The 23,740-nt window shown below is 71.2% G+C and carries 22 protein-coding genes; 8 read left to right on the forward strand and 14 right to left on the reverse strand.

Annotated features, from left to right (window positions below; translation table 11 throughout):
- Window positions 1-125: 125 nt before the first annotated feature.
- The 3 genes from F9C41_RS30015 to F9C41_RS30025 all read right to left on the reverse strand — a co-directional run bounded on the left by F9C41_RS30015 (window position 126) and on the right by F9C41_RS30025 (window position 3,143).
- Window positions 126-1,289 (reverse strand): cysteine desulfurase family protein, encoded by a 1,164-nt coding sequence (locus F9C41_RS30015; RefSeq protein WP_155390169.1) that lies wholly within the window; start codon window positions 1,287-1,289, stop codon window positions 126-128.
- Window positions 1,290-1,392: 103 nt separating this feature from the next.
- Window positions 1,393-2,349 carry an electron transfer flavoprotein subunit alpha/FixB family protein gene (locus F9C41_RS30020; protein WP_155390170.1) on the reverse strand — a complete coding sequence of 319 codons (957 nt, stop codon included), beginning with the start codon at window positions 2,347-2,349 and terminating at the stop codon, window positions 1,393-1,395.
- A gap of 14 nt (window positions 2,350-2,363) precedes the next feature.
- Complete coding sequence (locus F9C41_RS30025) at window positions 2,364-3,143, reverse strand: electron transfer flavoprotein subunit beta/FixA family protein (protein WP_155390171.1); 780 nt, start codon at window positions 3,141-3,143, stop codon at window positions 2,364-2,366.
- Window positions 3,144-3,392: 249 nt separating this feature from the next.
- On the opposite strand from F9C41_RS30025, the gene F9C41_RS30030 reads away from it, so the two are divergent.
- On the forward strand, window positions 3,393-3,569 hold the full coding sequence (locus F9C41_RS30030; RefSeq protein ID WP_155390172.1) for a hypothetical protein: 177 nt from the start codon (window positions 3,393-3,395) through the stop codon (window positions 3,567-3,569).
- 136 nt (window positions 3,570-3,705) lie between these two features.
- Here F9C41_RS30030 and F9C41_RS30035 read toward each other — a convergent pair whose 3' ends face one another.
- Entirely contained in the window at window positions 3,706-4,512 is an 807-nt protein-coding gene (locus F9C41_RS30035) for a GNAT family N-acetyltransferase (protein WP_155390173.1), read from the reverse strand.
- 18 nt (window positions 4,513-4,530) lie between these two features.
- Between F9C41_RS30035 and F9C41_RS30040 the strand changes: the two genes are divergently transcribed.
- Genes F9C41_RS30040 through F9C41_RS30050 form a run of 3 tightly spaced genes read left to right on the forward strand, consistent with a single transcriptional unit; the run spans window position 4,531 to window position 5,679 of the window.
- The gene (locus F9C41_RS30040) at window positions 4,531-4,923 is read left to right on the forward strand and encodes a YidH family protein (protein WP_155390174.1); all 393 of its coding nucleotides are present in this window, start codon (window positions 4,531-4,533) and stop codon (window positions 4,921-4,923) included.
- 28 nt (window positions 4,924-4,951) lie between these two features.
- A complete protein-coding gene (locus F9C41_RS30045) occupies window positions 4,952-5,260 on the forward strand; it encodes a DUF202 domain-containing protein (RefSeq protein ID WP_155390175.1) in 309 nt (102 codons plus the stop codon).
- A 17-nt stretch (window positions 5,261-5,277) separates the two neighbouring features.
- On the forward strand, window positions 5,278-5,679 hold the full coding sequence (locus F9C41_RS30050; RefSeq protein ID WP_155390176.1) for a PLD nuclease N-terminal domain-containing protein: 402 nt from the start codon (window positions 5,278-5,280) through the stop codon (window positions 5,677-5,679).
- Here F9C41_RS30050 and F9C41_RS30055 read toward each other — a convergent pair.
- From F9C41_RS30055 to F9C41_RS30070, 4 genes are all read right to left on the reverse strand, one after another.
- Entirely contained in the window at window positions 5,676-7,061 is a 1,386-nt protein-coding gene (locus F9C41_RS30055; RefSeq protein ID WP_155390342.1) for a GH1 family beta-glucosidase, read from the reverse strand. The two genes, F9C41_RS30050 and F9C41_RS30055, sit on opposite strands and share 4 nt — an antisense overlap.
- Entirely contained in the window at window positions 7,061-8,371 is a 1,311-nt protein-coding gene (locus F9C41_RS30060) for a D-arabinono-1,4-lactone oxidase (RefSeq protein ID WP_230690125.1), read from the reverse strand. Before F9C41_RS30060 ends, F9C41_RS30055 begins: the two co-directional genes overlap by 1 nt.
- 52 nt (window positions 8,372-8,423) lie before the next feature.
- Window positions 8,424-9,590 (reverse strand): amino acid deaminase/aldolase, encoded by a 1,167-nt coding sequence (locus F9C41_RS30065; protein WP_230690144.1) that lies wholly within the window; start codon window positions 9,588-9,590, stop codon window positions 8,424-8,426.
- Between the two features lie 74 nt (window positions 9,591-9,664).
- Window positions 9,665-10,954 carry an MFS transporter gene (locus tag F9C41_RS30070; RefSeq protein ID WP_155390178.1) on the reverse strand — a complete coding sequence of 430 codons (1,290 nt, stop codon included), beginning with the start codon at window positions 10,952-10,954 and terminating at the stop codon, window positions 9,665-9,667.
- Between the two features lie 151 nt (window positions 10,955-11,105).
- On the opposite strand from F9C41_RS30070, the gene F9C41_RS30075 reads away from it, so the two are divergent.
- Entirely contained in the window at window positions 11,106-13,166 is a 2,061-nt protein-coding gene (locus tag F9C41_RS30075; protein ID WP_155390179.1) for an MFS transporter, read from the forward strand.
- A gap of 74 nt (window positions 13,167-13,240) precedes the next feature.
- On the opposite strand, the gene F9C41_RS30080 is transcribed toward F9C41_RS30075, so the two are convergent.
- The 3 genes from F9C41_RS30080 to F9C41_RS30090 all read right to left on the reverse strand — a co-directional run bounded on the left by F9C41_RS30080 (window position 13,241) and on the right by F9C41_RS30090 (window position 18,204).
- Complete coding sequence (locus F9C41_RS30080; protein WP_155390180.1) at window positions 13,241-15,421, reverse strand: DUF7507 domain-containing protein; 2,181 nt, start codon at window positions 15,419-15,421, stop codon at window positions 13,241-13,243.
- A gap of 193 nt (window positions 15,422-15,614) precedes the next feature.
- The gene (locus F9C41_RS30085; RefSeq protein WP_155390181.1) at window positions 15,615-17,270 is read right to left on the reverse strand and encodes an acetolactate synthase; all 1,656 of its coding nucleotides are present in this window, start codon (window positions 17,268-17,270) and stop codon (window positions 15,615-15,617) included.
- 160 nt (window positions 17,271-17,430) lie between these two features.
- Window positions 17,431-18,204 carry an enoyl-CoA hydratase/isomerase family protein gene (locus tag F9C41_RS30090; RefSeq protein ID WP_155390182.1) on the reverse strand — a complete coding sequence of 258 codons (774 nt, stop codon included), beginning with the start codon at window positions 18,202-18,204 and terminating at the stop codon, window positions 17,431-17,433.
- A gap of 80 nt (window positions 18,205-18,284) precedes the next feature.
- Here F9C41_RS30090 and F9C41_RS30095 point away from each other — a divergent pair, with 80 nt between their 5' ends.
- Entirely contained in the window at window positions 18,285-18,761 is a 477-nt protein-coding gene (locus F9C41_RS30095) for a DUF6232 family protein (RefSeq protein ID WP_155390183.1), read from the forward strand.
- 90 nt (window positions 18,762-18,851) lie between these two features.
- On the opposite strand, the gene F9C41_RS30100 is transcribed toward F9C41_RS30095, so the two are convergent.
- Both F9C41_RS30100 and F9C41_RS30105 read right to left on the reverse strand, forming a co-directional pair.
- Window positions 18,852-19,229, reverse strand: a complete 378-nt coding sequence (locus F9C41_RS30100; RefSeq protein ID WP_155390184.1) for a YccF domain-containing protein — start codon at window positions 19,227-19,229, stop codon at window positions 18,852-18,854.
- Window positions 19,230-19,370: 141 nt separating this feature from the next.
- Window positions 19,371-20,210 (reverse strand): ABC transporter ATP-binding protein, encoded by an 840-nt coding sequence (locus tag F9C41_RS30105; RefSeq protein ID WP_155390344.1) that lies wholly within the window; start codon window positions 20,208-20,210, stop codon window positions 19,371-19,373.
- Window positions 20,211-20,356: 146 nt separating this feature from the next.
- Between F9C41_RS30105 and F9C41_RS30110 the strand changes: the two genes are divergently transcribed.
- The gene (locus F9C41_RS30110) at window positions 20,357-21,364 is read left to right on the forward strand and encodes an ATP-binding cassette domain-containing protein (RefSeq protein WP_155390185.1); all 1,008 of its coding nucleotides are present in this window, start codon (window positions 20,357-20,359) and stop codon (window positions 21,362-21,364) included.
- A gap of 22 nt (window positions 21,365-21,386) precedes the next feature.
- Window positions 21,387-22,361 carry an ABC transporter permease subunit gene (locus tag F9C41_RS30115; RefSeq protein ID WP_155390186.1) on the forward strand — a complete coding sequence of 325 codons (975 nt, stop codon included), beginning with the start codon at window positions 21,387-21,389 and terminating at the stop codon, window positions 22,359-22,361.
- A gap of 63 nt (window positions 22,362-22,424) precedes the next feature.
- Here the strand turns inward: F9C41_RS30115 and F9C41_RS30120 are convergent, their stop codons facing one another.
- Complete coding sequence (locus F9C41_RS30120; RefSeq protein WP_120318387.1) at window positions 22,425-23,615, reverse strand: ROK family transcriptional regulator; 1,191 nt, start codon at window positions 23,613-23,615, stop codon at window positions 22,425-22,427.
- Window positions 23,616-23,740 lie beyond the last annotated feature (125 nt).

Genomic DNA, 23,740 nt, shown 5'->3' on the forward strand with positions numbered 1-23,740 from the left:
AGTTCATGATCACTTCTGCGGTCTGGTCGGACGGCGCCACACCCCTCGGTGATCATGAGGTTGTGGACATGACACGCCGTCGAGCCGTGCCATACGTTCATGATCAACGCGGAAGGGGGCGGCCGTCAGCGGGACATGCCGGCGCGGCGGGCGCGGTCGACGGCGGCGGGCAGGGCCGTGATGAGGGCGTCGAGGTCCGCGCGGGTGGTGGTGTGGCCGAGGGTGAAGCGCAGGGAGGAGCGGGCGGCGAGGGGGTCGGCGCCCATCTGGAGCAGGACGTGCGAGGGCTGGGCCACACCGGCGGAGCAGGCCGAGCCGGTGGAGACGGCGATGTCCTGGGCGTCGAGCAGCAGCAGGAGAGCGTCGCCCTCGCAGCCGGGGAAGCCGAAGTGCGCGTTGCCGGGCAGGCGGGCACCGGGCTGGTCGGTCGGCGCGCCGTTGAGGACCGCGTCGGGGACCACGGCGCGCACCCTTTCGATCAGCTCGTCGCGCAGCGCGGCCAGCCGCTGGGCGTGCTGCTCCTGGTGCTTGACCGCGTGCTCGACGGCCACCGCGAAGGAGACGATCCCGGGCACGTCCAGCGTGCCGGAGCGTACGTCGCGCTCCTGACCACCGCCGTGCAGCAGCGGGGTGCAGGCCACGTCGCGGCCCAGCACCAGCGCGCCGACGCCGAGCGGGCCGCCCAGCTTGTGCCCGGTGACGGTGAGCGCGGCGACGCCGCTCGCGGCGTAGTCCACCGGCACCTGGCCGACGGCCTGGACGGCGTCGGTGTGCAGCGGCACCCCGCGCGCCGCGGCCAGCGCGGCCAGCTCGGCGATCGGCTGGACCGTGCCGACCTCGTTGTTGGCCCACATGACGGTGACCAGCGCGACCGTGTCGTCCAGGGCCTCGGCCAGCGCCTCCGGCCGCACCCGGCCCTCGTGGTCGACCGGCAGCGAGACCACGTCGGCGCCCTCGTGCTCGCCCAGCCAGTGCACCGCGTCCAGCACCGCGTGGTGCTCGACGGCCCCGACCAGCACCTTCGTGCGTCCTTCCGGGCGGCGGGACCAGTAGACGCCCTTGATCGCGAGGTTGTCGCTCTCGGTGCCACCGCCCGTGAAGATCACTTCGGACGGACGTGCGCCCAGCACCGCGGCGATGCGCTCACGCGACTCCTCCACCCGGCGACGGGCAGCGCGGCCCGCGCCGTGCAACGACGAGGCGTTGCCGACCTCACGGGCGGTCGCGACGTAGGCGTCCAGCGCCTCGGGCAGCATCGGCGTGGTCGCCGCATGATCAAGGTAGGCCATCTCGCCGCCAAGCCTAGCCGCAAGGGTGCTTACCCGCGCCCCAGGTGTACGCGAGTGAGGGCCCGGCAGGGGGTTCCCGCCGGGCCCTCACGAAGGCGTACGCCTAACGACGCTTGCGGATCTCCTCGGAGGCCTGCGGAACGACCTGGTTGAGGTCGCCCACCACACCGAAGTCGGCCAGCTCGAAGATCGGCGCCTCGGTGTCCTTGTTCACCGCGACGATGGTCTTCGAGGTCTGCATGCCGGCCCGGTGCTGGATCGCGCCCGAGATGCCCACCGCGATGTAGAGCTGCGGCGACACCGTCTTGCCGGTCTGCCCGACCTGGAAGGCGTGCGGGTAGAAGCCGGAGTCGGTGGCGGCGCGCGACGCGCCGACAGCCGCGCCGAGCAGGTCGGCCAGCTCTTCAATGATCTTGAAGTTCTCCGCCGACGCGACACCGCGGCCGCCGGACACGACGATCGACGCCTCGGTCAGCTCCGGGCGCGCGCCCTTGGCCTCGGCGACGCGCTTGGTGACCACGGCCAGCTTGTCCGTGTCGGCGAGCGCGACCTCGACCGGCTCCATCGACGGCGAGGCCGCGGCGGGGCTGGGCGTGAGCGAGTTCGGCCGTACGGTGACCAGCGGCAGGCCCTTGGTGACCTTGGACTTCACGATGGTCGAGCCCGCGAAGGCGACCTGGGTGGCGGTGCCGTCGGCGGCCAGCTCGACCACGTCGGTGAGCACGCCGTTGTCCAGCTTGACCGCGAGCCGGCCCGCGATCTCCTTGCCCTCCTGGGTGGAGCCGATCAGCACGGCCGCCGGGGAGACGGCCTTGACCAGCTGCGCGAGCGCGGTGGCCTTGGGGGCGACCAGGTGCTCGTCGATCTCGGTGCTCTCGGCCGCGTAGACCTTCACCGCGCCGTACTCGCCGAGCTTGTCGACGAGCGGGGCGGCCGTGCCGGGCGCGCCCAGCACCACCGCGGCGGGCTCGCCGAGCGAGCGCGCCAGGGTCAGCATCTCCAGCGTGACCTTCTTGACCGTGCCGCCGGAGGACTCGACGACTACCAGAACCTCAGCCATTGTCGGCAAGCCTCTCAGACGAACTTCTCGGACGACAGGTAATCGACCAGCGCGACGCCGCCCTCACCGGAGTCGGCGACCTTCTGGCCGGCGCTGCGCGCCGGGCGCTTGCTGTGCGACAGCACGGTGGTGGCGGCGCCCGCCCAGCCCACCTGGTCCGCGGCGACGCCGAGGTCGGCCAGCGACTTGGTGGCCACCGGCTTCTTCTTGGCGGCCATGATGCCCTTGAAGGACGGGTAACGCGGCTCGTTGATGGTGTCCCACACGCTGACGATCGCGGGGGTGGCGGCCGTGACGACCTCGTACCCCTCCTCGGTCTGGCGCTCGACGGTCAGCTGCGAGCCCTCGACGGTCAGCTTGCGCGCGCCGGTCAGCGCCGCGAAGCCGAGCCGCTCGGCCAGCATGTGCGGCATGACCTGGCCGCGGGCGTCGGTCGACTCCGCGCCGGAGATGACCAGGTCGGGGGCGAGTTCGCTGATCGCGGCGGCGAGCACCTTGCTGGTGCCCAGCGCGTCGGTGCCGGCGAGGGCATCGTCGATGACGTGCACGGCCCCGTCGGGGCCCATGGACAGCGCCTTGCGGATCGACTCGGCGGCCCGCTCCGGGCCCATGGTCAGCACGGTCACCTCACCGCCGTGCGCCTCCTGCAGCCGCAGCGCCTCCTCGATGGCGTACTCGTCCATCTCGTTGATGACGTTGTTGGCCGAGGCACGGTCGACGGTGTTGTCGTCCGCGCGCAGGTTGCGCTCGGCGCCGGAGTCCGGCACCTGCTTGACAAGTACGACGATCTTCATCGCGCTCTGACGACCCTCCTGAGTTGAACGGACGTTCATGCCCTCGCCGCGAGCCTGTCGCCTGACACGTCGCGGGTCAAGTTCGACCGGCTGTGGACGTTGCCACTTTTGCCAGCCCGCCGCATGTTACTGACGAGTAATTTATTGCTCCTGCTCGTCTACCCGCCAGGACGGCCGCCAATAGTGACAGAGCTCACCCCGCCATGGGGCCTACCGCGTAGAGTCACGCCTAGCAGGAGGTGTCATGACATGACCACGCAAACCGCACCCCTGCCGGGCCGCCCCACGACTGATCCGGGCCTCCCGCCCGAGGCGGAACACCACCGGCAACCCGAGCCAGACGAACACCTGTGCACCTGTGGCCGCCTACGCGACGACTGCGTCCGCGACACGATCCGCGATCTCTGGCACCCGGCCGACGCCTGATCCGCCGCCTGGCGGCCTCGGTTTCCCATAGACGCCGGCCTATCCAGGTGACATTTCGACGATCGAAGTCATCCAGATAGGCCGACGTCTACATGAAGCGCGTCGCGGCAGGCCGTCACCGCCCGGCGCGGAGTCGTCAGGCGGCGGGCGGCCGCCAGATGTACGGCGTGGTCGTGGTCACTGCGACCATGCCCAGCCGCTCCAGGATGGGGCGACTGTCCGCGGACGCGTCCACCTGCAGGTACGTGAACCCGCGCTCGACCGCGCGGATCGCCCGGTGCGCCACCATGGCCTTGTAGATGCCGCGACCGCGCCACTGCTCCAGCGTCGACCCGCCCCACAGCCCCGCGAAGTCGGTCCCCTTCTCGTACCGGATCCAGCCGGCGCAGACCACCTCGCCATCGGCCTCGGCGACCACGATGGTCAGCCCCTGTGGGTCGGCGTCCAGCTCCTTGGCCAGGCCGTGCACCAGGTGACTGCGGTCCTCATTCCAGACCGCCTCCTCCATGGCCGCGATCCGCTCCAGGTCGGCCTGCGAGGTCACCTCGCGCAGCGTCACCCCGTCGGGCAGCACCGGAGCATTCGCCAGCGGGGCGGCCAGGCCGATGATCACCGTCTCCAGCTCGTCGGGTGCGAACCCGGCCGCGACCAGCCGGTCCGGCAGGTCGGCGGGCAGGTCGTGGCCGCGCAGCTTCCACTCGACCTCCTCGCCGCGGGCGGCGAAGTAGTCGCGCTGGCGCGCGATGAGGGCGTCCAGTTCGGGGCCGCTCAGCTGGGACACGTCGCGGTAGGTGACGAATCCGCCGCGGTCGAGCCCGCTCATCCGGACCACCGGGCCGTCCCATTCGACGACCATTCCGGCGGGCAGGGGGTCGGGGATCTCGGTACGCAGTTGCTCGTCGTACGCGCTGCGCAGGGCGTCGGCATCAAGTTCAGAAGTCATCGCCTTGATACTAGGAAGGTGCTGGCTAGAGTGCGCAACTGGTTTGATCCGCGCGAAGTTCATGAAACAGGGCAAACTCCTGACTACCGTTTCTCGCTGGCCAACGAGCGCACCTTCCTCGCCTGGATCCGCACCGGCCTGGCCATGATCGGCGGCGGGCTGGTGGTGGCCCAGTTCCTGCCGCCGATGACGGTGCCGCACATGACGAAGATCCTCGGCGTGGCGCTGATCCTGCTCGGCGTGGGCTGCGCGCTGCGCGCCGTCGACCACTGGATCCGTTGCGAGATCGCGATGCGCAACGGCCGGCCGCTGCCACCGTCACGGTTCCCCGCGGTGCTCGCGATCGTCGTCGCGCTGGGCTCGCTGGCCCTGCTGGCCGAGGTCTTCGTCGACTGGTTCCGCAGCCGGTGAGCGGCTCGGCCGACCACGGCAAGCGGCCGTGAACACCCTCCCCGACCACGGCGCGCAGCCGGAACGCACCCGGCTGGCCTGGCGGCGCACCGTGCTGTCGGGCACGGCGTGCGCGCTGCTGCTGTTCCGGCTCGCGTTCACCCGCGGGCTGGACGACGCCGGGGCGTTGGCCCTCGCCCTGACGATGCTGTCCTGGCTGGCATTGCTGCTGGTCGCGCAGCGGCGGATCCGGGCCATGGAGCAGCAGCATCCGACCGGGGTCGCCCGGACGATGGCCGCGGTCACCGTCTCCTGTGTCCTGATGGGCGTCCTGGGGGTACTCCTCATCCTCTGGTGAGGTCTACGCTCTACGCCGTGGGACGCCTGTGGATGTTCATCTTCCTCGCCGAGCTCGTGCTGACCGTGGCTGCGCTGATCAGCTGCCTGTCCGCGGAGGAGCACCGCCTCAACGCGCTGCCGCGCTGGGGCTGGGTTCTGATCATCCTGCTGTTCTCGCCGATCGGGGCCATCGCCTGGTTCGTGGTGGGCCGCGAACGGACACCTGATCCGAAGGTGTGGCGGCAGGGCAGCGGCTTCCCCGAGCAACAGCGCCCGGGGCGCGGGCTCGCCCCCGACGACGACCCGGAGTTCCTGCGCCGGCTCGCCAAGGAGCAGCGGGAGACCGCCGCCGCCGACCGCGAGCTGCTCAGCAAGTGGGAGATGGACCTGCGCCGCCGCGAAGAGGAGCTGCGCAAGCAGGACAAGGCCGACGACTAGGCGCGCTCGCGCAGCCGCCGCGCGAGCCAGCGGAAGGACTCCTTGGGCGTACGCCGCTGCGTCGGGTAGTCGACGTGCACCAGCCCGAAGCGCTGGCTGTACCCGGCCGCCCACTCGAAGTTGTCGAGCAGGCTCCACACGAAGTAGCCGCGCAGGTCGAGCCCGTCCGCCCGCTTGCGCAGCGCCACCGCGAGATGCTCGCGCAGGTAGTCCACGCGCCGCGGGTCGGGCACCGAGCCGTCCGGGGCGACCTCGTCGGGGAAGCTGGCCCCGCCCTCGGTGATGTACACCGGCGGCAGCCGGTCACCGTAGCGTTCGGACAGTTCGTCGAGGGTGTCGCCGAGCCCGGCCGGGCTGACCGGCCAGCCGAAGCCGGTCCGCGGCACGCCCTCGATCTCCGCGAAGGCGAACGGCAGCTCGCCGACCCGCGCGAAGTCGCCCTCGGGCGTGTGGTCGGTGGCCGCGTCCGGATCCGCCATGCCGACCCGGCTCGGGTAGTAGTAGTTGACGCCGTAGAAGTCCAGCGGTGAGCTGATCACGGCGAGGTCCGCGGCGGGCACGGCGGCGAACGCCCCGAACAGCTCCGTGAACGGCTCCGGGGCCTGCGGATACCGGCCGAGCAGCACCGGGTCCTCGAAGAACCGGTTGGCGATCAGGTCGTAGAGGGCGGCGGCGAGCTGGTCCTCGGAGCGGTCCGAGGCCGGCACGACGGGCGTGTGCACGTTGGTGATGCCGATCTGCCCGGCCACTCCGGCGGCGCGCAGTGCCTGCACCGCAAGGCCATGGCCGAGCAGCTGGTGGTGCGCGGCGGGCAGCGCGTCGAACAGCAGCGCGTGGCCCGGGGCGTGCGCGCCGGTGGCGTAGCCGGCCAGGGTCACCGAGTGCGGCTCGTTGATGGTGATCCACTTGCCGACCCGGTCGCCGAGGCGCGCGCCCATCAGGGCGGCGTACTCGCCGAAGCGTTCGGCGGTGTCACGCGACAGCCAGCCGCCCGCGTCCTCCAGGGCCTGCGGGGAGTCCCAGTGGAACAGGGTGGCCACCGGCTCGATGCCGCGGGCCAGCATCGCGTCGACGAGCCGGTCGTAGAACGCCAGTCCGTCCGGGTTGGCCGGTCCGCTGCCGTCGGGCTGGATGCGCGGCCATGCGACGGAGAAGCGATACGCGTCGGCGCCGAGCTCGCGTACCAGGTCAAGGTCCTGCTCGTAGCGGTGGTAGTGGTCGCAGGCGACCGCACCGGTGTCGCCGCCGAGCACCCGGCCGGGCTGCGCACAGAACGTGTCCCATACCGACACCCCGCGCCCGCCCTCGGCCACCGCACCCTCGATCTGGTACGCGGCGGTGGCGACCCCGAGCTGGAAATCCCTAGGAATACTGGGGTCCATCACGCGCCCAGCACCCGGTCCAGGTAGTCGTTGGCGAAGACGCGCTCGGGGTCGAGCTTGTCGCGCACCGCGAGGAAGTCGCCGAACCGGGGGTACGTCGGGGCGAGCGTGCCCGCGTCCTGGTAGTGCATCTTGCCCCAGTGCGGGCGGCCGCCGTGCGCGCGGAAGATCTGCTCGGCGAGGCGGAAGTAGGTGTGCGGGTCCTCCTTGAAGAACCGGTGGATCGCCACGTAGCCGGTCTCGCGCCCGTGCGCGGTGGACAACCAGATGTCGTCCGGCGCGGCGGCCCGCACCTCGACCGGGAAGGAGATGCGCCAGCCGTTCTGCGTGATCAGGCGGTCCAGCGCGCGCAGCACGTCGGGCACCTCCTCGCGCGGCAGGGCGTACTCCATCTCCCGGAAGCGCACCTCGCGCTTGGTGGTGAAGACCGAGGTGGACACGTCGGTGAACTCGCGGTTGTTGGTGAGCCGCTGGGCCAGCCGGTTGATCGGCGGGGTCAGTGCGGGCACGGCCTTGCCGAGGTGGCAGACCCCGTTGAAGACGGTGTTGGACATGAAGTCGTCGTCCAGCCAGCGCTGGAAGCTCCCGAGCGGCTTGCGCGGGGCGTCCATGGGCAGCCGGGTGTTGCTCTTGGTCAGCGCGGTCTGCGTGTGCGGGAACCAGTAGAACTCGAAGTGGTCCACGCCCGTCGCCCGCTGCTCCCACTGGGCAAGCACCTGCGCCAGCGGCTCCGGCTTCTCGATCGCCTGGAGCTGGAACGCGGGCACGCACTGCACCGTGATGTCGAGCAGCACGCCGAGCGCGCCCAGGCCGAGCCGAGCCGCGTCGAGCAGTTCGGGATTGCTGTTCTCGGAGATCTCCAGCACCCGGCCGTCGGCGGTGGCCAGGGTCAGCGCGACGATCTGCGTGGCCAGGCCGCCGAACGCGTGCCCGGTGCCGTGCGTGCCGGTCGAGGTCGCGCCCGCGATGGTCTGCGCGTCGATGTCGCCCATGTTCTGCAGTGCCAGGCCGTACGGTTTGAGCAGCTCGGGCAGGCGGTAGAGGTGGGTTCCCGCGGCGAGCTTCACCCGGTGGCGCTGCTCGTCGACGGTCAGTACGCCCTGCAGGTTGCGCAGGTCGAGCTGCACGCCGGGGGCGACCGCGATGCCGGTGAAGCTGTGGCCCGCGCCGATCGGCTTGACCCGCAGCCCGTCGGCGCGCGCGGCGGCGATCGCCTGCACCACCTCGTCGGGGCCGCCCGGATACGCCACCCGCGCCGGGGTGACGCTCTCGATCCGACTCCAGTTCCGCCACACGGTGCTGCTGCTCACAGTGCCACCGTCAGTTCGCGACTGCGGGACTCGCAAGCTCGTTCCTCGCTGCTCACAGGAATGCCTTTCCTTCACCACGGTACGTGGGCAGAGCCCCGACGACCGTGTCTGCGTCGATCAGGTGAAGCTCGTTGACGTGCTCGGACAGCTCGCCCGCCTTGGTGTGCCGCAGCCAGACGCGGTCGCCCAGGCGAAGCCGGGTCGCAGGCTCGCCCGTCACCGGGGTCTGCACCTCGCCCGCCATCTCGCGGGGCACCATCTTCAGCCCGGCCGGCCAGACGATCTGCGGGAGCCGGTCCACGCCGGGCGGGCCGGAGGCGATCCAGCCGCCGCCGAGCAGGGTGACCCGGTCCGGGGCGGGGCGGCGTACCACCGGCAGCGCGAACGCGGCCGCGGGCGCCGGGGTGAAGTGGGCGTAGTTGTCGAACAGGTGCGGGCCGAACAGCCCCGAACCGGCCGCCACCTCGGTCACCGAGCGGTCCGCGCCGGTGACCTCCAGGCTGCCGGTGCCACCGCCGTTGACGAACTCCAGCGGGGCCAGCTCCGACACCGCCGCGACGGCCGCACCACGGCGTTCGAGCAGCTCGGCCATGGACGAGCGCTGCAAGGCGCGCACCAGGGCACCGCGCACCGGGCTGCCCTTCGGGGCGTTGCCCAGCCCGGCGACCTGCGCTTCGTACCCCATCATGCCGACCAGCCGGAAGCCGCGCCGGGCGACGATCGCCTCGGCCAGCGCGCGGGCCTGCTCGGGCCCGTGCACCGGCGAGCGCCACACGCCGATGTGCCCGAGCAGCCGCGACTTGAACGACGAGTCCAGCTCGATGGCGACCCGGATCTCCGCGCGCGCGGCCGGCGCGACGACGGCGTCCACCAGGTCCAGATGGTCCACGGAGTCGACCATGATGGTGACCCGGCGGGCCAGCTCGGGCGAGGCGGCCAGCCGCGCGATCGCGTCCCGGTCGGCGCTGGGGTAACCGACGACCACGTCGTCGATCGTCTCGGCCAACCACAGCGCCTCGGCCAGGGTGTACGCCAGCACTCCGTGGTAGCCCGGCAGTGCCAGCACCGCGTCGAGCACCCCGCGGCAGCGCACCGACTTGCTGGCGATGCGGATCGGCACGCCGTTCGCGCGGCGGGCCAGGTCGTGCGCGTTGTACGACAGCGCGGCCAGGTTCACCGCGCCGAACACCGGATCCAGCGCCGCGGTCGCCGTGTTCATCGCCGACCAGTACGCGTCGGCGTCCTCCCACGGCCGGGCCGTGGTCGGCGGCGACACCTGCAGCGCCAGAGTCATCAGCGCACTCCCTTCACCGGCAGCACGGCGAGCGCGCCGAGCACCGAGATGACACCGGACGCCAGGTACAGCGTGCCGAAGCCGCCCCACTCGGCGACGACGAACGCGCCGAGCAGCGGGGCCACGGCCTGCGGCACGGCGGTGGCGATGTTCATGATGCCGAGGTCCTTGCCGCGCGACGCCGGGTCCGGCAGCACCTGGGTGGCCAGTGCCTGGTCCACCGACAGGAAGCAGCCGTAGCCCAGGCCCAGCAGGCCCGCGCCGACGGTGGCCACGGTCAGGTTCGGGAAGAACGCGAGCAGCAGCGCCGCGACGCCCTGCAACCCCGACGAGACGAGAACGAAGACCTTGCGCCGTCCGATGCGGTCGGACAGGCGGCCGAGGAACAGCGCGGCCAGCACCACGAACAGCATGTAGATCAGCGTGAGGACGAGCAGCGCGTCCTCGGCCTCCGCCACCTTGACGTGGTACATCAGGAAGTAGAGCAGCAGCGTGGTGCCCAGCGCGTTGCCGACGTTGACCAGGATGCGGCTGAGCAGCGTCCAGCCGAAGTCGGGGTAGCGGCGCGGGCTGATCCAGAAGCCGGCGGCCAGCTCCTTCAGGCTGAACGGCGACCGGGCCGCGCGCGGCAGCACCTGGTCGGGCACGCCGAGCACGAACGGCAGCACCAGCAGCACCAGCAGCCCGGCCATCAGGGCGTAGCCGATGATCTGGCTCAGCGCCAGCGCGGTGACCAGCACGATGCCGAGGATGGTGCCGATCGCCTGCGGCGCGGAGATCCAGCCGGAGACGTAGCCGCGCTGGCCTACCGGGACCTGGTCGGAGATGGTGGCGGTGAGCGCGGCGGTGAGCACGCAGAAGCCGACCAGGGTCAGCGTCCACCACACGCCGATGCCGACGATGTCGTCCTGCAGGCCGAGCACCACCAGCGAGGCGGCGAACAGCAGCGCGCCGAAGACGATCCAGGGCCGGCGGCGGCCGAACCGGGACACCGTGCGGTCCGAGAGCGCGCCGGTCAGCGGGTACGCGATCAGCGCGAACGCGCCGGCGATGCCGGACACGACGCCGAAGGCGACCACGTTGTCGACCCAGTCCGTGGCTTTCAGCTGCGCCTCGACCTGGATCGGCAGCATCAGCTGCACGGGGGTCAGCTGCGCCATCCAGATGCCCAGCCAGGCCAGCGCGAACAGGGAAATCCAGCGGCCGGTGATCGGCCGTTCCGGCTCGGCGAACGGAGCGGGCGGGGGCGTTGCGGGGTCAGCCGTAGCGAGCGTGGCCGGTTCGGTCATGGGGGGTCCCTCGGGCCAGGTGTGATTCCCGTCGCGCGGAGTTTAGAGAACTTTTCATGTTTGCACCAGGACTGCCACCCGGACAGATGAAGCAGCGTGTCACCCCACGGGGTCTGGTGTGAATGTGAAAGATTCTCTAGGCTGCGCCGCCATGAAGGCATACACACGTCTGCTCGGCATCGTCGCCGTGGCGGCGATAGCGATACTCGCTCCGGCCACCGCGGCCTCGGCCCACGAGGAACGGCCCACCCGCGAGCTGGACGGCACCGGCAGCGTCCCGGTGTACCGCACCGAGGGGCCGACCCTGCTGGTCTGCAAGACCGACCCGGCCGACTTCGCCACCCGCATCGCCGCCTTCCCCGCCGACCTCAAGGCGGCCAACGAGCAGCTGTGGACGCAGTGCCAGAAGGAGGGCTTCCGCCACATCCAGCAGGCCGTGGACGCCGCCCACCTGCCGGGCACCAACATCAAGATCCTGCCGGGCGTATACCTGGAGGAGCCGAGCATCGCCCCGGCCAGCCCCACCTGCGCGGCCATGGAGAACGGCGCGGTACGCGGCCGGATCTACGGCTACCCGGTGCTCACCTGGGACCAGCAGCTCGCCTGCCCGCACCTGGCCAACCTGGTGGCCATCCTCGGCAAGAAGAACCTCCAGCTGGAGGGCACCGGCGCGGCCCCGGCCGACGTGCTGATCGACGCCCAGTACAAGAAGCTCAACGCGATCCGGGCCGACAACGCCGACGGCGTGTACTTCCGCAACATGTCCGCGCAGCGGGCGCAGTTCAACGCCTTCTACATCATGGAGACCGACGGCTTCGTGGTCGACCGGACCATGGGCCGGTGGAACGACGAGTACGCCTTCCTCACCTTCGCCGTCGACCACGGCCTCTACACCGACTGCGAGGGTTACGGCAACGGCGACTCGGCCTTCTACCCCGGCGCGGCCTCGAACATCAACAAGGACCGGGGCCACGACGTCCCGCGCTACGCCGTCGAGATCCAGCGCTGCTACGGCCACCACAACACGCTGGGCTACTCCGGCACCGCCGGTGACTCGGTCTGGGTGCACGACAGCGTGTTCACCGAGAACACCGCGGGCATCGCCACCGACAGCGCCTTCCCCGACCACCCGGGCATGCCGCAGAACCACTCGAAGTTCGAGAACAACGTCATCGCGAACAACAACACCGACTACTACCGGCACATCGTCGACGGCACCTGCAAGAAGCCGTTCGCCGAGCGCGGGTACGAGCAAGGTGTGGTCTGCCCGGCCGTCGGCCTGCCGGTCGGCGCGGGCGTGGTCAACCCGGGCGGCAACTACAACATCTGGCGTGGCAACCACATCTACGGCAACCGGTACTCCGGGTTCGTGACCAGCTTCGTGCCGGGCTTCGTGCGCAACGACACCGAGTTCGCGCAGCAGTTCGACACCTCGCACCACAACCGCTACCTCGACAACGTCATGGGGGTCAGTGAGAAGGGCGAGGCCAAGCCCAACGGGCTGAACTTCTGGTGGGACGGGCAGGGCGTCGGCAGCTGCTGGACGGACATGTCCGACACGAACATCCGTACCGTGCCCGCCTGCGGCGACGACGACCTGCCCGCCATCGGCTCGCACCGCTACCTCGGTGAGCCCGCCGGAACGCTGAAGATGTACGCCTGCGCCGGCTACGACGGCGGACGGCAGCACCTGCCCTCGGACTGCGACTGGTACGGCGAGTACGCCGCCTCAGGGTTGGCGCGCATCGAGGTGAAGTGGGCGTTCGGCGGCGCGGTCCTGCTCGGGCTGCTGGCGATCGGGCTGTACTACCGCCGCCTGCGCGCCTCGAAGCGGGCCCTGCTCGGGCTGCTGCTGGCGGTCGGCGGCCTGACCGTCGGCGTCTTCGGCACCATCGACATGGGCAGCGTGCTGCACCCGATCGGCCTCGCCCTGTACGGTGCGGGCTTCGCCCTGCTGGGTCTGGCCCTGCGCGGCACGCATGCCCGCAAGCTGGGCATGACCACGCTGATCGTGGCCGTCTTCGCGCTGCTCGGCGCGATCGACCACGGGCTCGTCATGATCCCGTACCTGCCGGTCTCCCCCGCCCTGCTGCGCGTGCTGACCGAGGTCGTCTGGATCCCGTGGGCACTCGGCGCGGTCCTCGTCGCCGGACGCGCTCCTGCGGCGTCACCCGCCACCCAGGAGTCCGAGCCGGAGCCCGTCACCGCCTGACCGGCGGCCGCCTCAACGAATCTGGATGGGTTGTGGTCGCCGAAACGGCCACAACCCATCCAGATCGACTTTTGCTACTTCTTCACGGTGAGCTTGATCGTGTTCGTGTTGTTGGTGAGCACGGGGTCCGGCGTGGAGCTCTTCACCGTTGCCGTGTTCTCGATCTTGCAGTCGTCCTTGAACTTCAGCCGGATCTCGAAGGCGACCGTCGCGCCGGCCGGCAGGGTCGTCGCGGTGCAGGTCACCGCGTGGCTGTCCTTATCGTAGGAACACTGCGGCGAGAGGTACTCGACCTCGACCTCCTTCGACTTCAGCGGCAGCTTGTCCACCACCACGATGTTCTGCGCATCCGACGGGCCGCCCGCGCCGCAGTTCGGCTGCGGTGTCGACACCGTCTCGGTCTCGCAGCCCTTGTCGTTGTGCACGGTCACGATGAAGGTCGCCGTCCGCTTGTCCTTCGAGGTCACCGTGCCCGTCTTGTCGATCCACAGCTCTGCCGACGTCGTCACCTGCGTCGTCTCCGTGGCGGTGTCGTTGCCCGGAGTCGGATCGGGCGTGGCCGAGGAGATCTTCACCGTGTTCGTGAGCGTGGTTCCCGTGGCGACCGACGGCGCCACCAGCACCGTCAGGTAGACCTTCTTCGTCTGGCCGGGCTGGAGCACACCCAGCGCGCAGACCACCTGGTTCGGCTGCACGAGGGTGCACACCGTGGCGTCGTTGCCGTCGACACCGCTCACGTAGGCGGTGCCCGCCGGCAGGGTGTCGGTCAGGACGGTCACCTGCGCGTCCGAGGGCCCGGCGTTCGCGGCGGTCAGGGTGTAGGTCAGCTTGTTGCCCGCGAGCACCGTCGCCGGGGAGTCCGTCTTCGTCACCGACAGGTCCGCCGACGCGCTGACGACTGTCGGGACGCTGTCACGGACGTCGTTGTTGTCCTTGTCGGCGGTCGCGCTGGACACCACCGCCTCGTTGAACAGGCGCGTGCCGGGCACCACGTCGGGCGCCACCAGCCCGACGACGGTGACCGTCGCGGTCCCGCCGTTGGGCAGGTTGCCCAGACCGCACACCAGGTCCCGGGCGGTCGGCTGGCCGTTGGTGCAGGTCCCCGCCGCGGACGTCGCCGAAACGAAGCTCACCCCGGCCGGCAGCGTGTCGCGCACGGTCACGTCGTTCGCGGTCGACGGACCGCCGTTCGTCACCTTGATCTCGTACGTCAGTTGCGTGCCTGCCACGACCGTGGCCGGACCGGTCTTGTCCAGGCTCAGGTCGGCCGAGCCGACGAAGTCGAGCCGGCCGGTCGCCTTGTTGTTGGAGGCGTCCGGGTCCTTGGTCGTGCTCTGCACCGTGGCCACGTCGTTGACCTGGGAGACGTCATCGGCGGACACGGTGACCCGGACGACCTTCCGGCCGCCGGCCGGGATCGTGTTCAGGTCACACTCGATCACGAGCCTGGTGACCGGGCCCGAGCTGGTCGGCAGGCAGGTGTCGGGCGCGAGCAGCCGTACGCCCACCAGCTGGAACGGTGCGGCCGAGGTGAGCACGTCCGTCAACTCCACCGCCACCGCGTCGGACGGGCCGAGGTTGTCGACGTAGATGTCGCAGAAGCCCTGGGTGCCTGCCGGGGCGGGCACGTCGGGCTTGCACACCTTGGTCACGGCGAGGTCGGCCGACCGCTTGACCACGGTGATCGTGGTGGCGGCGTTGTCGCCCGGATCGATGTCGCGTTCGGCCGCCGCCACGGTGGCCTCGTTGGTGAGGGACCTGGGCTGGAAGTCGGCCGGAAGGCCGACCTGGATCACCAGCGGGACGGTCTGCCCGGGCAGCAGGACCCCCATCGGCCCCACCGGGCACGTGAGCACGGTGGTGCCGGTGCACGACGGTGTCGAGGACAGCAGTTGCACGCCTGCCGGCAGCGTGTCGGTCACCGTCACGCCGGTCGCCGTGGTCAGGCCCTCGTTGGTGACGAAGATCGTGTAGGTCAGCTCCTGCCCGGCGTACACGGGATCCGGAGTGGCCTCCTTGGTGATGCGCAGGTCGACGGGCAGCGGAACCTCGGCACGCGTGGCGGCGCCGACGGCTCGACCGGCAATGGACTTGGCGGGCGAGGCCGCCTCGAGTCGGCCCGACGGGCCGGGGGCCGCCGACGCCGTGCCCGGCGTGGCGCCGATCGCGAATGCGCCGGTTATCGCCAGCGCTGCGCCGGCGGAAAGAAGATGTCTACGTGACACGGTGTCCCCTGTCTGGTTGATGCGGGTCATAACCCACGTGATCAACGCAGCAGAGTTACGCAAAGTGACTAGTTGGCGACGTTAAGTGGTCATATGGTGCCATCCTGGGACCACGCCGCCGAGCACCCTCGATGTCGGCGAACACATGGCCCTCCTCCGCCTGACCACAGAGAAGGGCGCCTTCTGCCGCGGACAGCGGCGAGAAGGCGCCCTTCGTCTTTCGTCAGGCGAGGTTGGCGGAGCGGGGGTAGGCGTCGCCCGGGTCGGTGATGACGTTGACCAGGTACGGAACGCCGGCAGCGAAGGCCCGGGACAGCGCCGCCGGGAGGTCGGCGGCCTTGGCGACGGTCTCGCCGCCGCCGCCCAGCGCCTTGACGACGTCGTCGTAGCGCAGGCCGGGCTGCAGGTCGGCGGCCACGTCGTAGCCGTACATGGCGCGCATCGGGTGCTTCTCCAGGCCCCAGATGCCGTTGTTGCCGACGACCATGACGACCGGCAGCTGCTGGCGCACCAGGGACTCGACGTCCATCAGCGAGAAGCCCGCCGCGCCGTCGCCCATCAGCACGCAGATCTGGCGGTCGGGGTAGGTGACCCGGGCGCCCATCGCGTAGCCCATGCCGGTGCCGAGGCAGCCGTACGGCCCCGGGTCCAGCCAGCTGCCCGGCACCGAGGGCTCCAGGTAGCGCCCGGCGTACGACACGAAGTCGCCGCCGTCGCCGATGGTGACCGCGTCCGCGGCGAGCACCTTGCGCAGCTCGCCGTACACCCGGGCCGGCTTGATCAGCTCGGTGTCGGCCTGCATCTCCAGCTCGTGCTTGGCGGCCTGGGCCTGCTCGGCGGTGCGCAGCGTGGCCACCCAGTCGGTGTGGTCCACCCGGTCTCCGGCGTACGCCGCCAGCCCGGACAGGATCGTGCGCAGGTCGCCCGCGGGCGAGACGGCGACGTCGACGTGCGCGGCGCGCTGGCTCGGCGCGTCGACGACGTGCACGACCTTGGCCGCGCCGAAGTCGCCGAAGCCCAGCCGGAAGTCCAGCGGGGTGCCCACCACGACGACCACGTCCGCCCCGTCCAGGGCCTTGCGGCGGGACTTGGCGAAGGCCAGCGGGTGGCTCGGCGGCAGCGTGCCGCGGCCCATGCCGTTGGCGAAGACGGGCACGGTCAGCGCCTCGGCAGCGGCCCGCAGCGCCTCGGTCGCGTCCCCGCCGTACACATCAGAGCCCGCGATGATCACCGGGCGCTGCGCTCCGGCGATGAGGCGGACCGCCTTCTCGACCAGGTCCGGGTCCGGCTCCAGCACCTCGACCCGCGGCGCGACCGCCTTGCCGTCGCCGGTGCTGAACACGACCTCCAGCGGCAGATCCAGGAAGGACGGCCCGCGGTGCGGGGTCAGGGCGTGCTCCAGCGCGGTGGTCACGGCCGAGGTGATGTCGTCGGTGGACGTGACGGTGGCGGCATGCTTGGTGACCGGCGCGACGATCGGCAGGTGGTCGATCTCCTGCAGCGACCCGGAGCCCCAGCGGAACTGCGGGGCCCTTCCGCCGAGCACCAGCACCGGTGCCGCGTTGAAGAAGGCGCTGGTCAGGCCGGAGACACCGTTGGTGACACCGGGCCCGGCGGTGAGCACCGCGACGCCGGGGCGGCGCTGCAGTTTGGCGACCGCCTCGGCGGCGAACACGGCGGTCTGCTCGTGTCGCACGTCGTAGAGCGGCATCACCGCCTTGCCGTCCGAGCCGGCCCCGGCCTGGTGGGCCGCGTCGTACAGCGGGAAGACGTGCCCGCCGGAGAGGGTGAACATCTCGCGTACGCCCGCGGCCTGCAACGCGGCCAGCGCGAGCTGCCCGCCGTGGCCGGAAACTGCACTGTCAGAGGTCTCAGCCATGACCGTGTCCCTTCGTGTGCCGGGAGCCTATCCAGCACGCGAGAAAATATGAAGAGGACTCACAAACTCGCCGGGCGGCGGTTGCCGGCGCGCCACGCGTGATCCGGCGGCGCGCCGGTGTGGGACAGGTACCGGGCACGAAGCCCCGGTCGCGGCAGCCTCAGCGGCCGATGAACTTCGGCTGGCGGCGCTCCACGAACGCGGTCATGCCCTCGCGCCGGTCCTCGGTGGCGAACAGCGCCGCGAACAGCTGGGACTCCCAGGCCAGACCGGCCGCGAGGTCGCGGTCCAGGCCGCCGTCGATGGCCATCTTGGCCGCCTTCAGCGCCTGCGCCGGGCCGTTCACGTAACTCGCGACCAGGGCCTTGGCCTGGTCGTACACCATGTCCGCGGCGCACACCCGGTCGGCGAGCCCGATCTCCAGGGCCTCCTCGGCGTCGACCATACGGCCGGAGAAGATGATGTCCTTGGCCTTGGCCGGGCCGACCAGGCGCGCCAGCCGCTGGGTGCCGCCCGCGCCGGGGATGATGCCCAGCTTGATCTCGGGCTGGCCGAGCTTGGCGTCCTCGGCCACGACCCGCCAGTCGCAGGCGAGCGCCAGCTCGCAGCCGCCGCCGAGGGCGTAACCGGTGATCGCCGCGACGACCGGCTTCGGGATGCGCGCGACGGCGTCGAAGGCGCTGCTCAGCGCACCGGCGCGAGCCGACATGTCTACGTACGACATGTCCGCCATCTCCTTGATGTCGGCGCCGGCCGCGAAGACCTTGGGTCCGCCGTAGACGACGACGGCGGCGATGCGGCTGTCGGCCGTCACGGCCTGCGCGGCGGCCCGCAGCTCCTCCTGCACCTGAACGTTGAGCGCGTTCATCGGTGGGCGTTCCAACCGGATGGTGCCGATGCCTGCGTCGACTTCCACGTTCACGAACTCGCCCACCGCTGCCTCCTCATCGAGTGCCGATAGGACGAGCTTAGGCGGTTTGCGTGCATCGCTTACGGTGAGGGCCGGAGGCTGCGATGATCGTCTATTACCGCGATCCCGCGGTCGAAGTCACCTCGACCGCGATCCACATCCACGACCGCGTCTTCCGGCTCGAAGAGCTGGAGTACGTCTGGCACCGCGAGATCACCGCAGATCCGCGGTCCATGCGCCGGCTGGCCGGGCGCGGCGCCCTCAACGCGGGTGTCGTGGTCGGCGCGGTGCTGGCCCTGCTCGGGCTCATCTACCTGGTCGCGGCCACCGTCGGCGATCCCGGCGCGGCGGGCCGGGTGCTGGTGCCGCTGGCCATCGTGGTGCTGCTGGTCGGCCTGGCCGGCCCCGCGCTGGAGTGGACGCTGCACCGCCTCGACCACAGCTACGACCAGGGCATCTCCATGCACGAGATCTGGGCGGTATGGCGCGGCCGCGAGCTGCTCCTGCTGCGCGTCGCCGACGAGTCGCGCTTCGGCCGCATCTACCGATCCATCCAGCGCGCCCTCGAACAGCACCGGTAGCGCAGCCGCCACCGGCCCGCGGCGGTCGCACGGCGGCCCGCTCGTTCCGGAACGTCACCGGACGAGCGGGCCACGGCACGGACAGGCCGGTCAGGGGCGCTCGACGATCTCTCGGCCGAGCGGCCACAGCGCGGCCGGCACCAGCTTGAAGTTGGCGACGCCGAACGGGATGCCGATCAGCGTGATGCACAGCGCGATGCCGGCGACGATGTGGGTCAGCGCCAGCCACCAGCCCGCCACGATCAGCCAGACGACGTTGGCCAGCGTGGAGGCCAGCCCGGCACTGGGCTTCTCCACGATGGTGTACCCGAACGGCCACAGCGCGTACCGGGCGATCCGGAACGAGGCCACGCCGAACGGAATGGTCACGATCAGGATGAAGCAGATGATGCCCGCCAGGCCGTACGCGATGGCCAGCAGGAAACCGCTGCCGAAGATGAACCACAGAATGTTCAGGAGCGTGCGCATACCTACGATCGTGACCGGTCGGAGCAAGGCCGGCGGCGGTTCCGCCCACCTGGGCGGCGGCGACCGCACCGACCAGGGCGGACCGTGTCCGCAGCCGCGGCGCGCCCGGTGACCGGGTGCCGCGATCTCAGCGGGCGCGGGTCAGCGGGCGCGGGCGGTGAAGCGGCCCTCGACCGAGGTGACCTCCAGCGGCAGGCCGAACGTCGCCGACAGGTTGTCCGACGTGATCGTCTCCGGGATCGGCCCGGCCGCGACGATGCCGCCCTCACGCAGCAGCAGCGCGTGCGTGAAGCTCGGCGGGATCTCCTCGACGTGGTGCGTCACCAGCACCAGCGCGGGGGCGTCGGGGTCGGCGGCCAGCTCGGACAGCCGCGCCACCAGGTCCTCCCGGCCGCCCAGGTCCAGCCCGGCCGCGGGCTCGTCCAGCAGCAGCAGCTCGGGGTCGGTCATCAGGGCGCGAGCGATCTGGGTGCGCTTGCGCTCGCCCTCGGAGAGCGTGCCGTACTGGCGCTGGGCCAGCCCGGCCATGCCCCACTCGTCGAGCAGCTCGGCGGCTCGGGCTTCGTCCATCGGGTCGTAGGACTCGTTGAAGCGGCCCACCACCGACCAGGACGCGGTGACCACCACGTCGCGGACCAGCTCGCCCGGGGGCACCCGCTCGGCCAGCGCCGCCGTGGACAGCCCGATCCGGGTGCGCAGCTCGTTCATGTCGACGCGGCCGATGCGCTCGCCGAGCACGTACACCGCGCCCTTGGTCGGGTGCGCGCGGCCCGCGGCCAGGTGCAGCAGCGTGGTCTTGCCCGCCCCGTTGGGGCCGAGCACCACCCAGCGCTCGTCCAGCTCGACCCGCCACGAGATGTCACGCAGCAGGTGCTTGCCCTCGCGTACGACGTCGACGGCTTCGGCGGCGATCACGAGATCGGGGTCGTCCGGGGCGACGGCCCGGTTGACCTCGTGGACGTTCTGGGCGACGCGGTGCAGTCCTGACACAGGCGATATCCAATCACGCTCGCCCCCGCACCGGTGCGACCTGCCAGCCAGATCACAGTCTGGCCGCCGCCGGGACCCCACGACCGCCGCCGGATCGCATACGGTGTGGCGGCACACAGACCGATTGGGGAGGCGCTGTGACCGCCGTGATCGAGATCAGCGGGCTGTGCAAGACGTTCCACAGCCTGTTTCGCGAGGAGAAGACCGCGCTCGACGGATTCGACATGTACGTCGAGAAGGGCCAGGTCCACGGCTTCCTCGGACCCAACGGCTCGGGCAAGACCACCACGTTGCGTACGCTGCTCGGCCTGCTGCGGCCCGACGAGGGAGAGATGCGGATCCTCGACACGCCCAGCGCCCGGTTCGGCGACGTGGCCCACCGGGTCGGCGCGATCGTCGAGAGCCCGGCCTTCTTCACCCCGTTCAGCGGGCGCAAGACCCTCCAGTTGCTGGCCACCGCGGGCGGGCTGCCCCGCGGCCGGGTGGACGAGGCGCTGACCACGGTCGGGCTGCGCGACCGCGCCGACGAGCCGGTCAAGGTGTACTCGCTCGGCATGCGCCAGCGGCTCGCCGTCGCGTCCGCCCTGCTCAAGCAGCCGGAACTGCTGATCCTGGACGAGCCCGCGAACGGGCTGGACCCCTCCGGCATCCACGCCATGCGCACCCTGATGAGCGACCTCGCCGCCCAGGGCGTCACCGTGCTGCTCTCCAGCCACCTGCTGTCCGAGATCGAGCAGGTCTGCGACTCGGTCACCATCATCGACCGCGGCCGCCGGGTCGCCCACGGCCCCGTCTCGGTGGTGTTGGCCGGGCACGACACCGGCGAGCACCTGGTTCGTGTCGCCGACACCGAGCAGGCCGCGCAGCTGCTGCGGGCGGCGGGCGCGACGGTGCGCACGGCCGACGGCGCGCTGTTCGTCGCCGGCGTCAGCGGCCCGGCCGCGATCAGCGAGGCGCTCGGCCGGGCCGGTCTCTGGCTGACCGAGCTCACCCCGCTCACCCCCGACCTGGAGAGCGTCTTCCTGGACCTCACCGGCACCCGGCCCGTCCCCGACGCCCCTCCGCAGGTCGCGGTGCCGACGCGCCGCCGCCCGCCCACGGACAACTTCATCGACCTCGACGTGCGAAGCGAGGAGCAAGCATGAGCGAGCGCAGCGAGGAGACGGCATGAATCTGGTGCGTGCGGAGGTGAGCCGGCTGCTGTCGCGGCGGTTCACCCACGTCATGGTGATCGGCCTGCTCGCCGTCTTCGGTATCACGGCCGCGACGACGCTGGCCAGCTCGGCGCGGCCCGGCGGTGAGGCCTGGGCATCCGCGGAACGGACCGCTGCGGAACGGCGTGCGAGCCTGATCGAGTTCAAGGCCAACTGCGAGGCGGCGTTCCGCCAGGACAGGGAGGCCGCGGAGGACGCGTTCACCGGCGGCTGCGACGCCGCGGGCGATCCGGCCGACGTCCAGGCCTGGCACTACCTCGAGGACGCGTTCGTGTTCGAGCAGGAGATCCGGGGCCTGACCGTCTTCCTGGCGGTGTATCTCAGCTTCTTCGCCTTCGTGATCGCGGCATCGTTCATCGGGGCCGAGATGAGCAGCGGCGGCATCACCAACCTGCTGCTGTGGCGACCGCAGCGCTCCTCGATCCTCGGGGCCAAGCTCGCCGCGCTGACCGGCTGCGTCGCGCTGTTCTCGACCCTGTTCACGGTGCTCTACGTGGGTGTGTTCTATCTGATCGCGTACACCTCGGGCTGGACCGGCGACGTCGACGCGGCCTTCTGGGTCGAGCTCGCCGGGCTGAGCGGGCGCGGCATCGCGCTGTCGGCGGCCGCCGCGGCGTGCGCCTTCGCGCTGGCCACGCTGGCCCGGCACACGGCGGCCGCACTGGGCATCGCGGTCGGCTACTTCCTGGTCTGGGAGGCGGGCGCGCGCATCGTCTTCGAGATCGGCGGCATGCTGCCGTACGACCCGTACTTCCTGTCCAGCTACCTGTCCGCCTTCGTCACCGGCGACCTGAAGTACTGGTCAGGCCTGGACGGCTCGGGCGACCTGGTGATCACCCGGCTCAGTGGCGGCATGGTCCTGGCGGGTCTCACGGCCGCCCTGATCGCCGCCGCGTTCGCGAACTTCCGCCGCCGCGACCTGACCTGACCCTCCTGCCGGGCGCGAGGGGGATGAGTCGATCTCATCCCCCTCGCTTCACGCGGTGGAGACTCAGTCGACGGTGGAACCGAAGACCTCGTCGCGGACCGCGTCGAGGGCGGTGAGCAGCGCGCCTTGGAGCACGGGTTCGTCGGCGACGCCGGTCACCACGACCCGCGGGGCCACCGGGCTGATCGCGGCGACCTCGTGCTGCACGCGCTCGGCCAGCGGCGTGCCGCCTGCCGCGCCGACCTCGCCGGCCAGCACGACCAGCGGCGGGTCGAGCACGATGCAGGAGGCGGCCACGCCCAGCGCCAGCCGCCGGGCGACCTCGTCGAGCACGGGACCGCCCTTGGTGCCGGCCGCGATGGCCGCCTTGACCGCCTCGGCCGCGGTGCCCGCCCGGAAGCCGTGTTCGCGGGCCACCTGGCGGACCGCGTCCGCGCCCGCGACCTGCTGGAAGGCGCCCTTGCCGCGCCGACTGACCTCGCGCGGGATCTCCGCGCCGGGCACCGGCAGGTAGCCGATCTCGCCCGCCGCGCCGGAGGTGCCGCGGTGCAGCCGGCCGCCGAGCATGACGGCCAGACCGGTGCCCTGGCCGATCCAGACCAGCAGGAAGTCGCCGACCTCGCGGGCCGCGCCCGCGTGGGCCTCGGCGACGGCGGCCAGGTTCACGTCGTTCTCGAACACGATCGTGGTGTGCAGGTCGTCGCGCAGGGCCGCGGCCAGGCCGCGCTGCCAGCGGGGCAGGTTGAAGGCGAAGACGATGTCGCCGGTGTTCGGGTCGACCAGACCCGGGGTGCCCAGCACTATCCGCCGCACGTCGCCGAGCTGCGCGCCGGCCTGCTCGGCCGCCTGGACGACGGCGTTGTGCACCAGCCGGACCGGGTCCTCGCCGCCGCCGTTCGCGTCCGGCTTGGTGGAGACCTCCACCCGGCCCACCACCGCGCCCGTGATGTCGGCACAGGCGGCCACCACGTGCTCGTCGCCCACCTCGACGCCCACCACGTATGCGCTGTTCGGGGCGACGTTGTAGAGCTGCGCGTTGGGCCCGCGCCCGCCCGCCTGCTCGCCGACCCGGCGCACCAGGCCGCGCTCCTCCAGCCGCTCGACCAGCTGGGAGGCGGTGACCTTGGAGAGTCCGGTCAGCTCGCCGAGCTGGGAACGGGTGAGCGGGCCCCGGGCCAGCAGCAGCTCGAGCGCGGCGCGGTCGTTCAGCGCGCGGAGCAGTCGAGGGGTGCCGGGTTGGGAAACTGCGGCCATGGTGCGTCATCCTAGAGTTCGGCGTGCAGCAACACCGGTATCGGCGCGCGCTGGCTTTTAGTAAAGTTTCTTATTAGATTGGGTTACCTTAACCGGTACGGCCGTAGCCTACGGCCTACGCGCAC

This window comes from Catellatospora paridis, assembly GCF_009720365.1.
In the GTDB taxonomy this organism is placed as follows: Bacteria; Actinomycetota; Actinomycetes; order Mycobacteriales; family Micromonosporaceae; genus Catellatospora; species Catellatospora paridis.

Bases quoted from the DNA above. Each gene is read 5' to 3' on its own strand.
- F9C41_RS30015 (WP_155390169.1), bottom strand. From the start codon at position 1,289: ATGGCCTACCTTGATCATGCGGCGACCACGCCGATGCTGCCCGAGGCG.
- F9C41_RS30020 (WP_155390170.1), bottom strand. From the start codon at position 2,349: ATGGCTGAGGTTCTGGTAGTCGTCGAGTCCTCCGGCGGCACGGTCAAG.
- F9C41_RS30025 (WP_155390171.1), bottom strand. From the start codon at position 3,143: ATGAAGATCGTCGTACTTGTCAAGCAGGTGCCGGACTCCGGCGCCGAG.
- F9C41_RS30030 (WP_155390172.1), top strand. From the start codon at position 3,393: ATGACCACGCAAACCGCACCCCTGCCGGGCCGCCCCACGACTGATCCG.
- F9C41_RS30035 (WP_155390173.1), bottom strand. From the start codon at position 4,512: ATGACTTCTGAACTTGATGCCGACGCCCTGCGCAGCGCGTACGACGAG.
- F9C41_RS30055 (WP_155390342.1), bottom strand. From the start codon at position 7,061: ATGGACCCCAGTATTCCTAGGGATTTCCAGCTCGGGGTCGCCACCGCC.
- F9C41_RS30065 (WP_230690144.1), bottom strand. From the start codon at position 9,590: ATGAACACGGCGACCGCGGCGCTGGATCCGGTGTTCGGCGCGGTGAAC.
- F9C41_RS30070 (WP_155390178.1), bottom strand. From the start codon at position 10,954: ATGACCGAACCGGCCACGCTCGCTACGGCTGACCCCGCAACGCCCCCG.
- F9C41_RS30075 (WP_155390179.1), top strand. From the start codon at position 11,106: ATGAAGGCATACACACGTCTGCTCGGCATCGTCGCCGTGGCGGCGATA.
- F9C41_RS30080 (WP_155390180.1), bottom strand. From the start codon at position 15,421: ATGACCCGCATCAACCAGACAGGGGACACCGTGTCACGTAGACATCTT.
- F9C41_RS30085 (WP_155390181.1), bottom strand. From the start codon at position 17,270: ATGGCTGAGACCTCTGACAGTGCAGTTTCCGGCCACGGCGGGCAGCTC.
- F9C41_RS30095 (WP_155390183.1), top strand. From the start codon at position 18,285: ATGATCGTCTATTACCGCGATCCCGCGGTCGAAGTCACCTCGACCGCG.
- F9C41_RS30100 (WP_155390184.1), bottom strand. From the start codon at position 19,229: ATGCGCACGCTCCTGAACATTCTGTGGTTCATCTTCGGCAGCGGTTTC.
- F9C41_RS30115 (WP_155390186.1), top strand. From the start codon at position 21,387: ATGAATCTGGTGCGTGCGGAGGTGAGCCGGCTGCTGTCGCGGCGGTTC.
- F9C41_RS30120 (WP_120318387.1), bottom strand. From the start codon at position 23,615: ATGGCCGCAGTTTCCCAACCCGGCACCCCTCGACTGCTCCGCGCGCTG.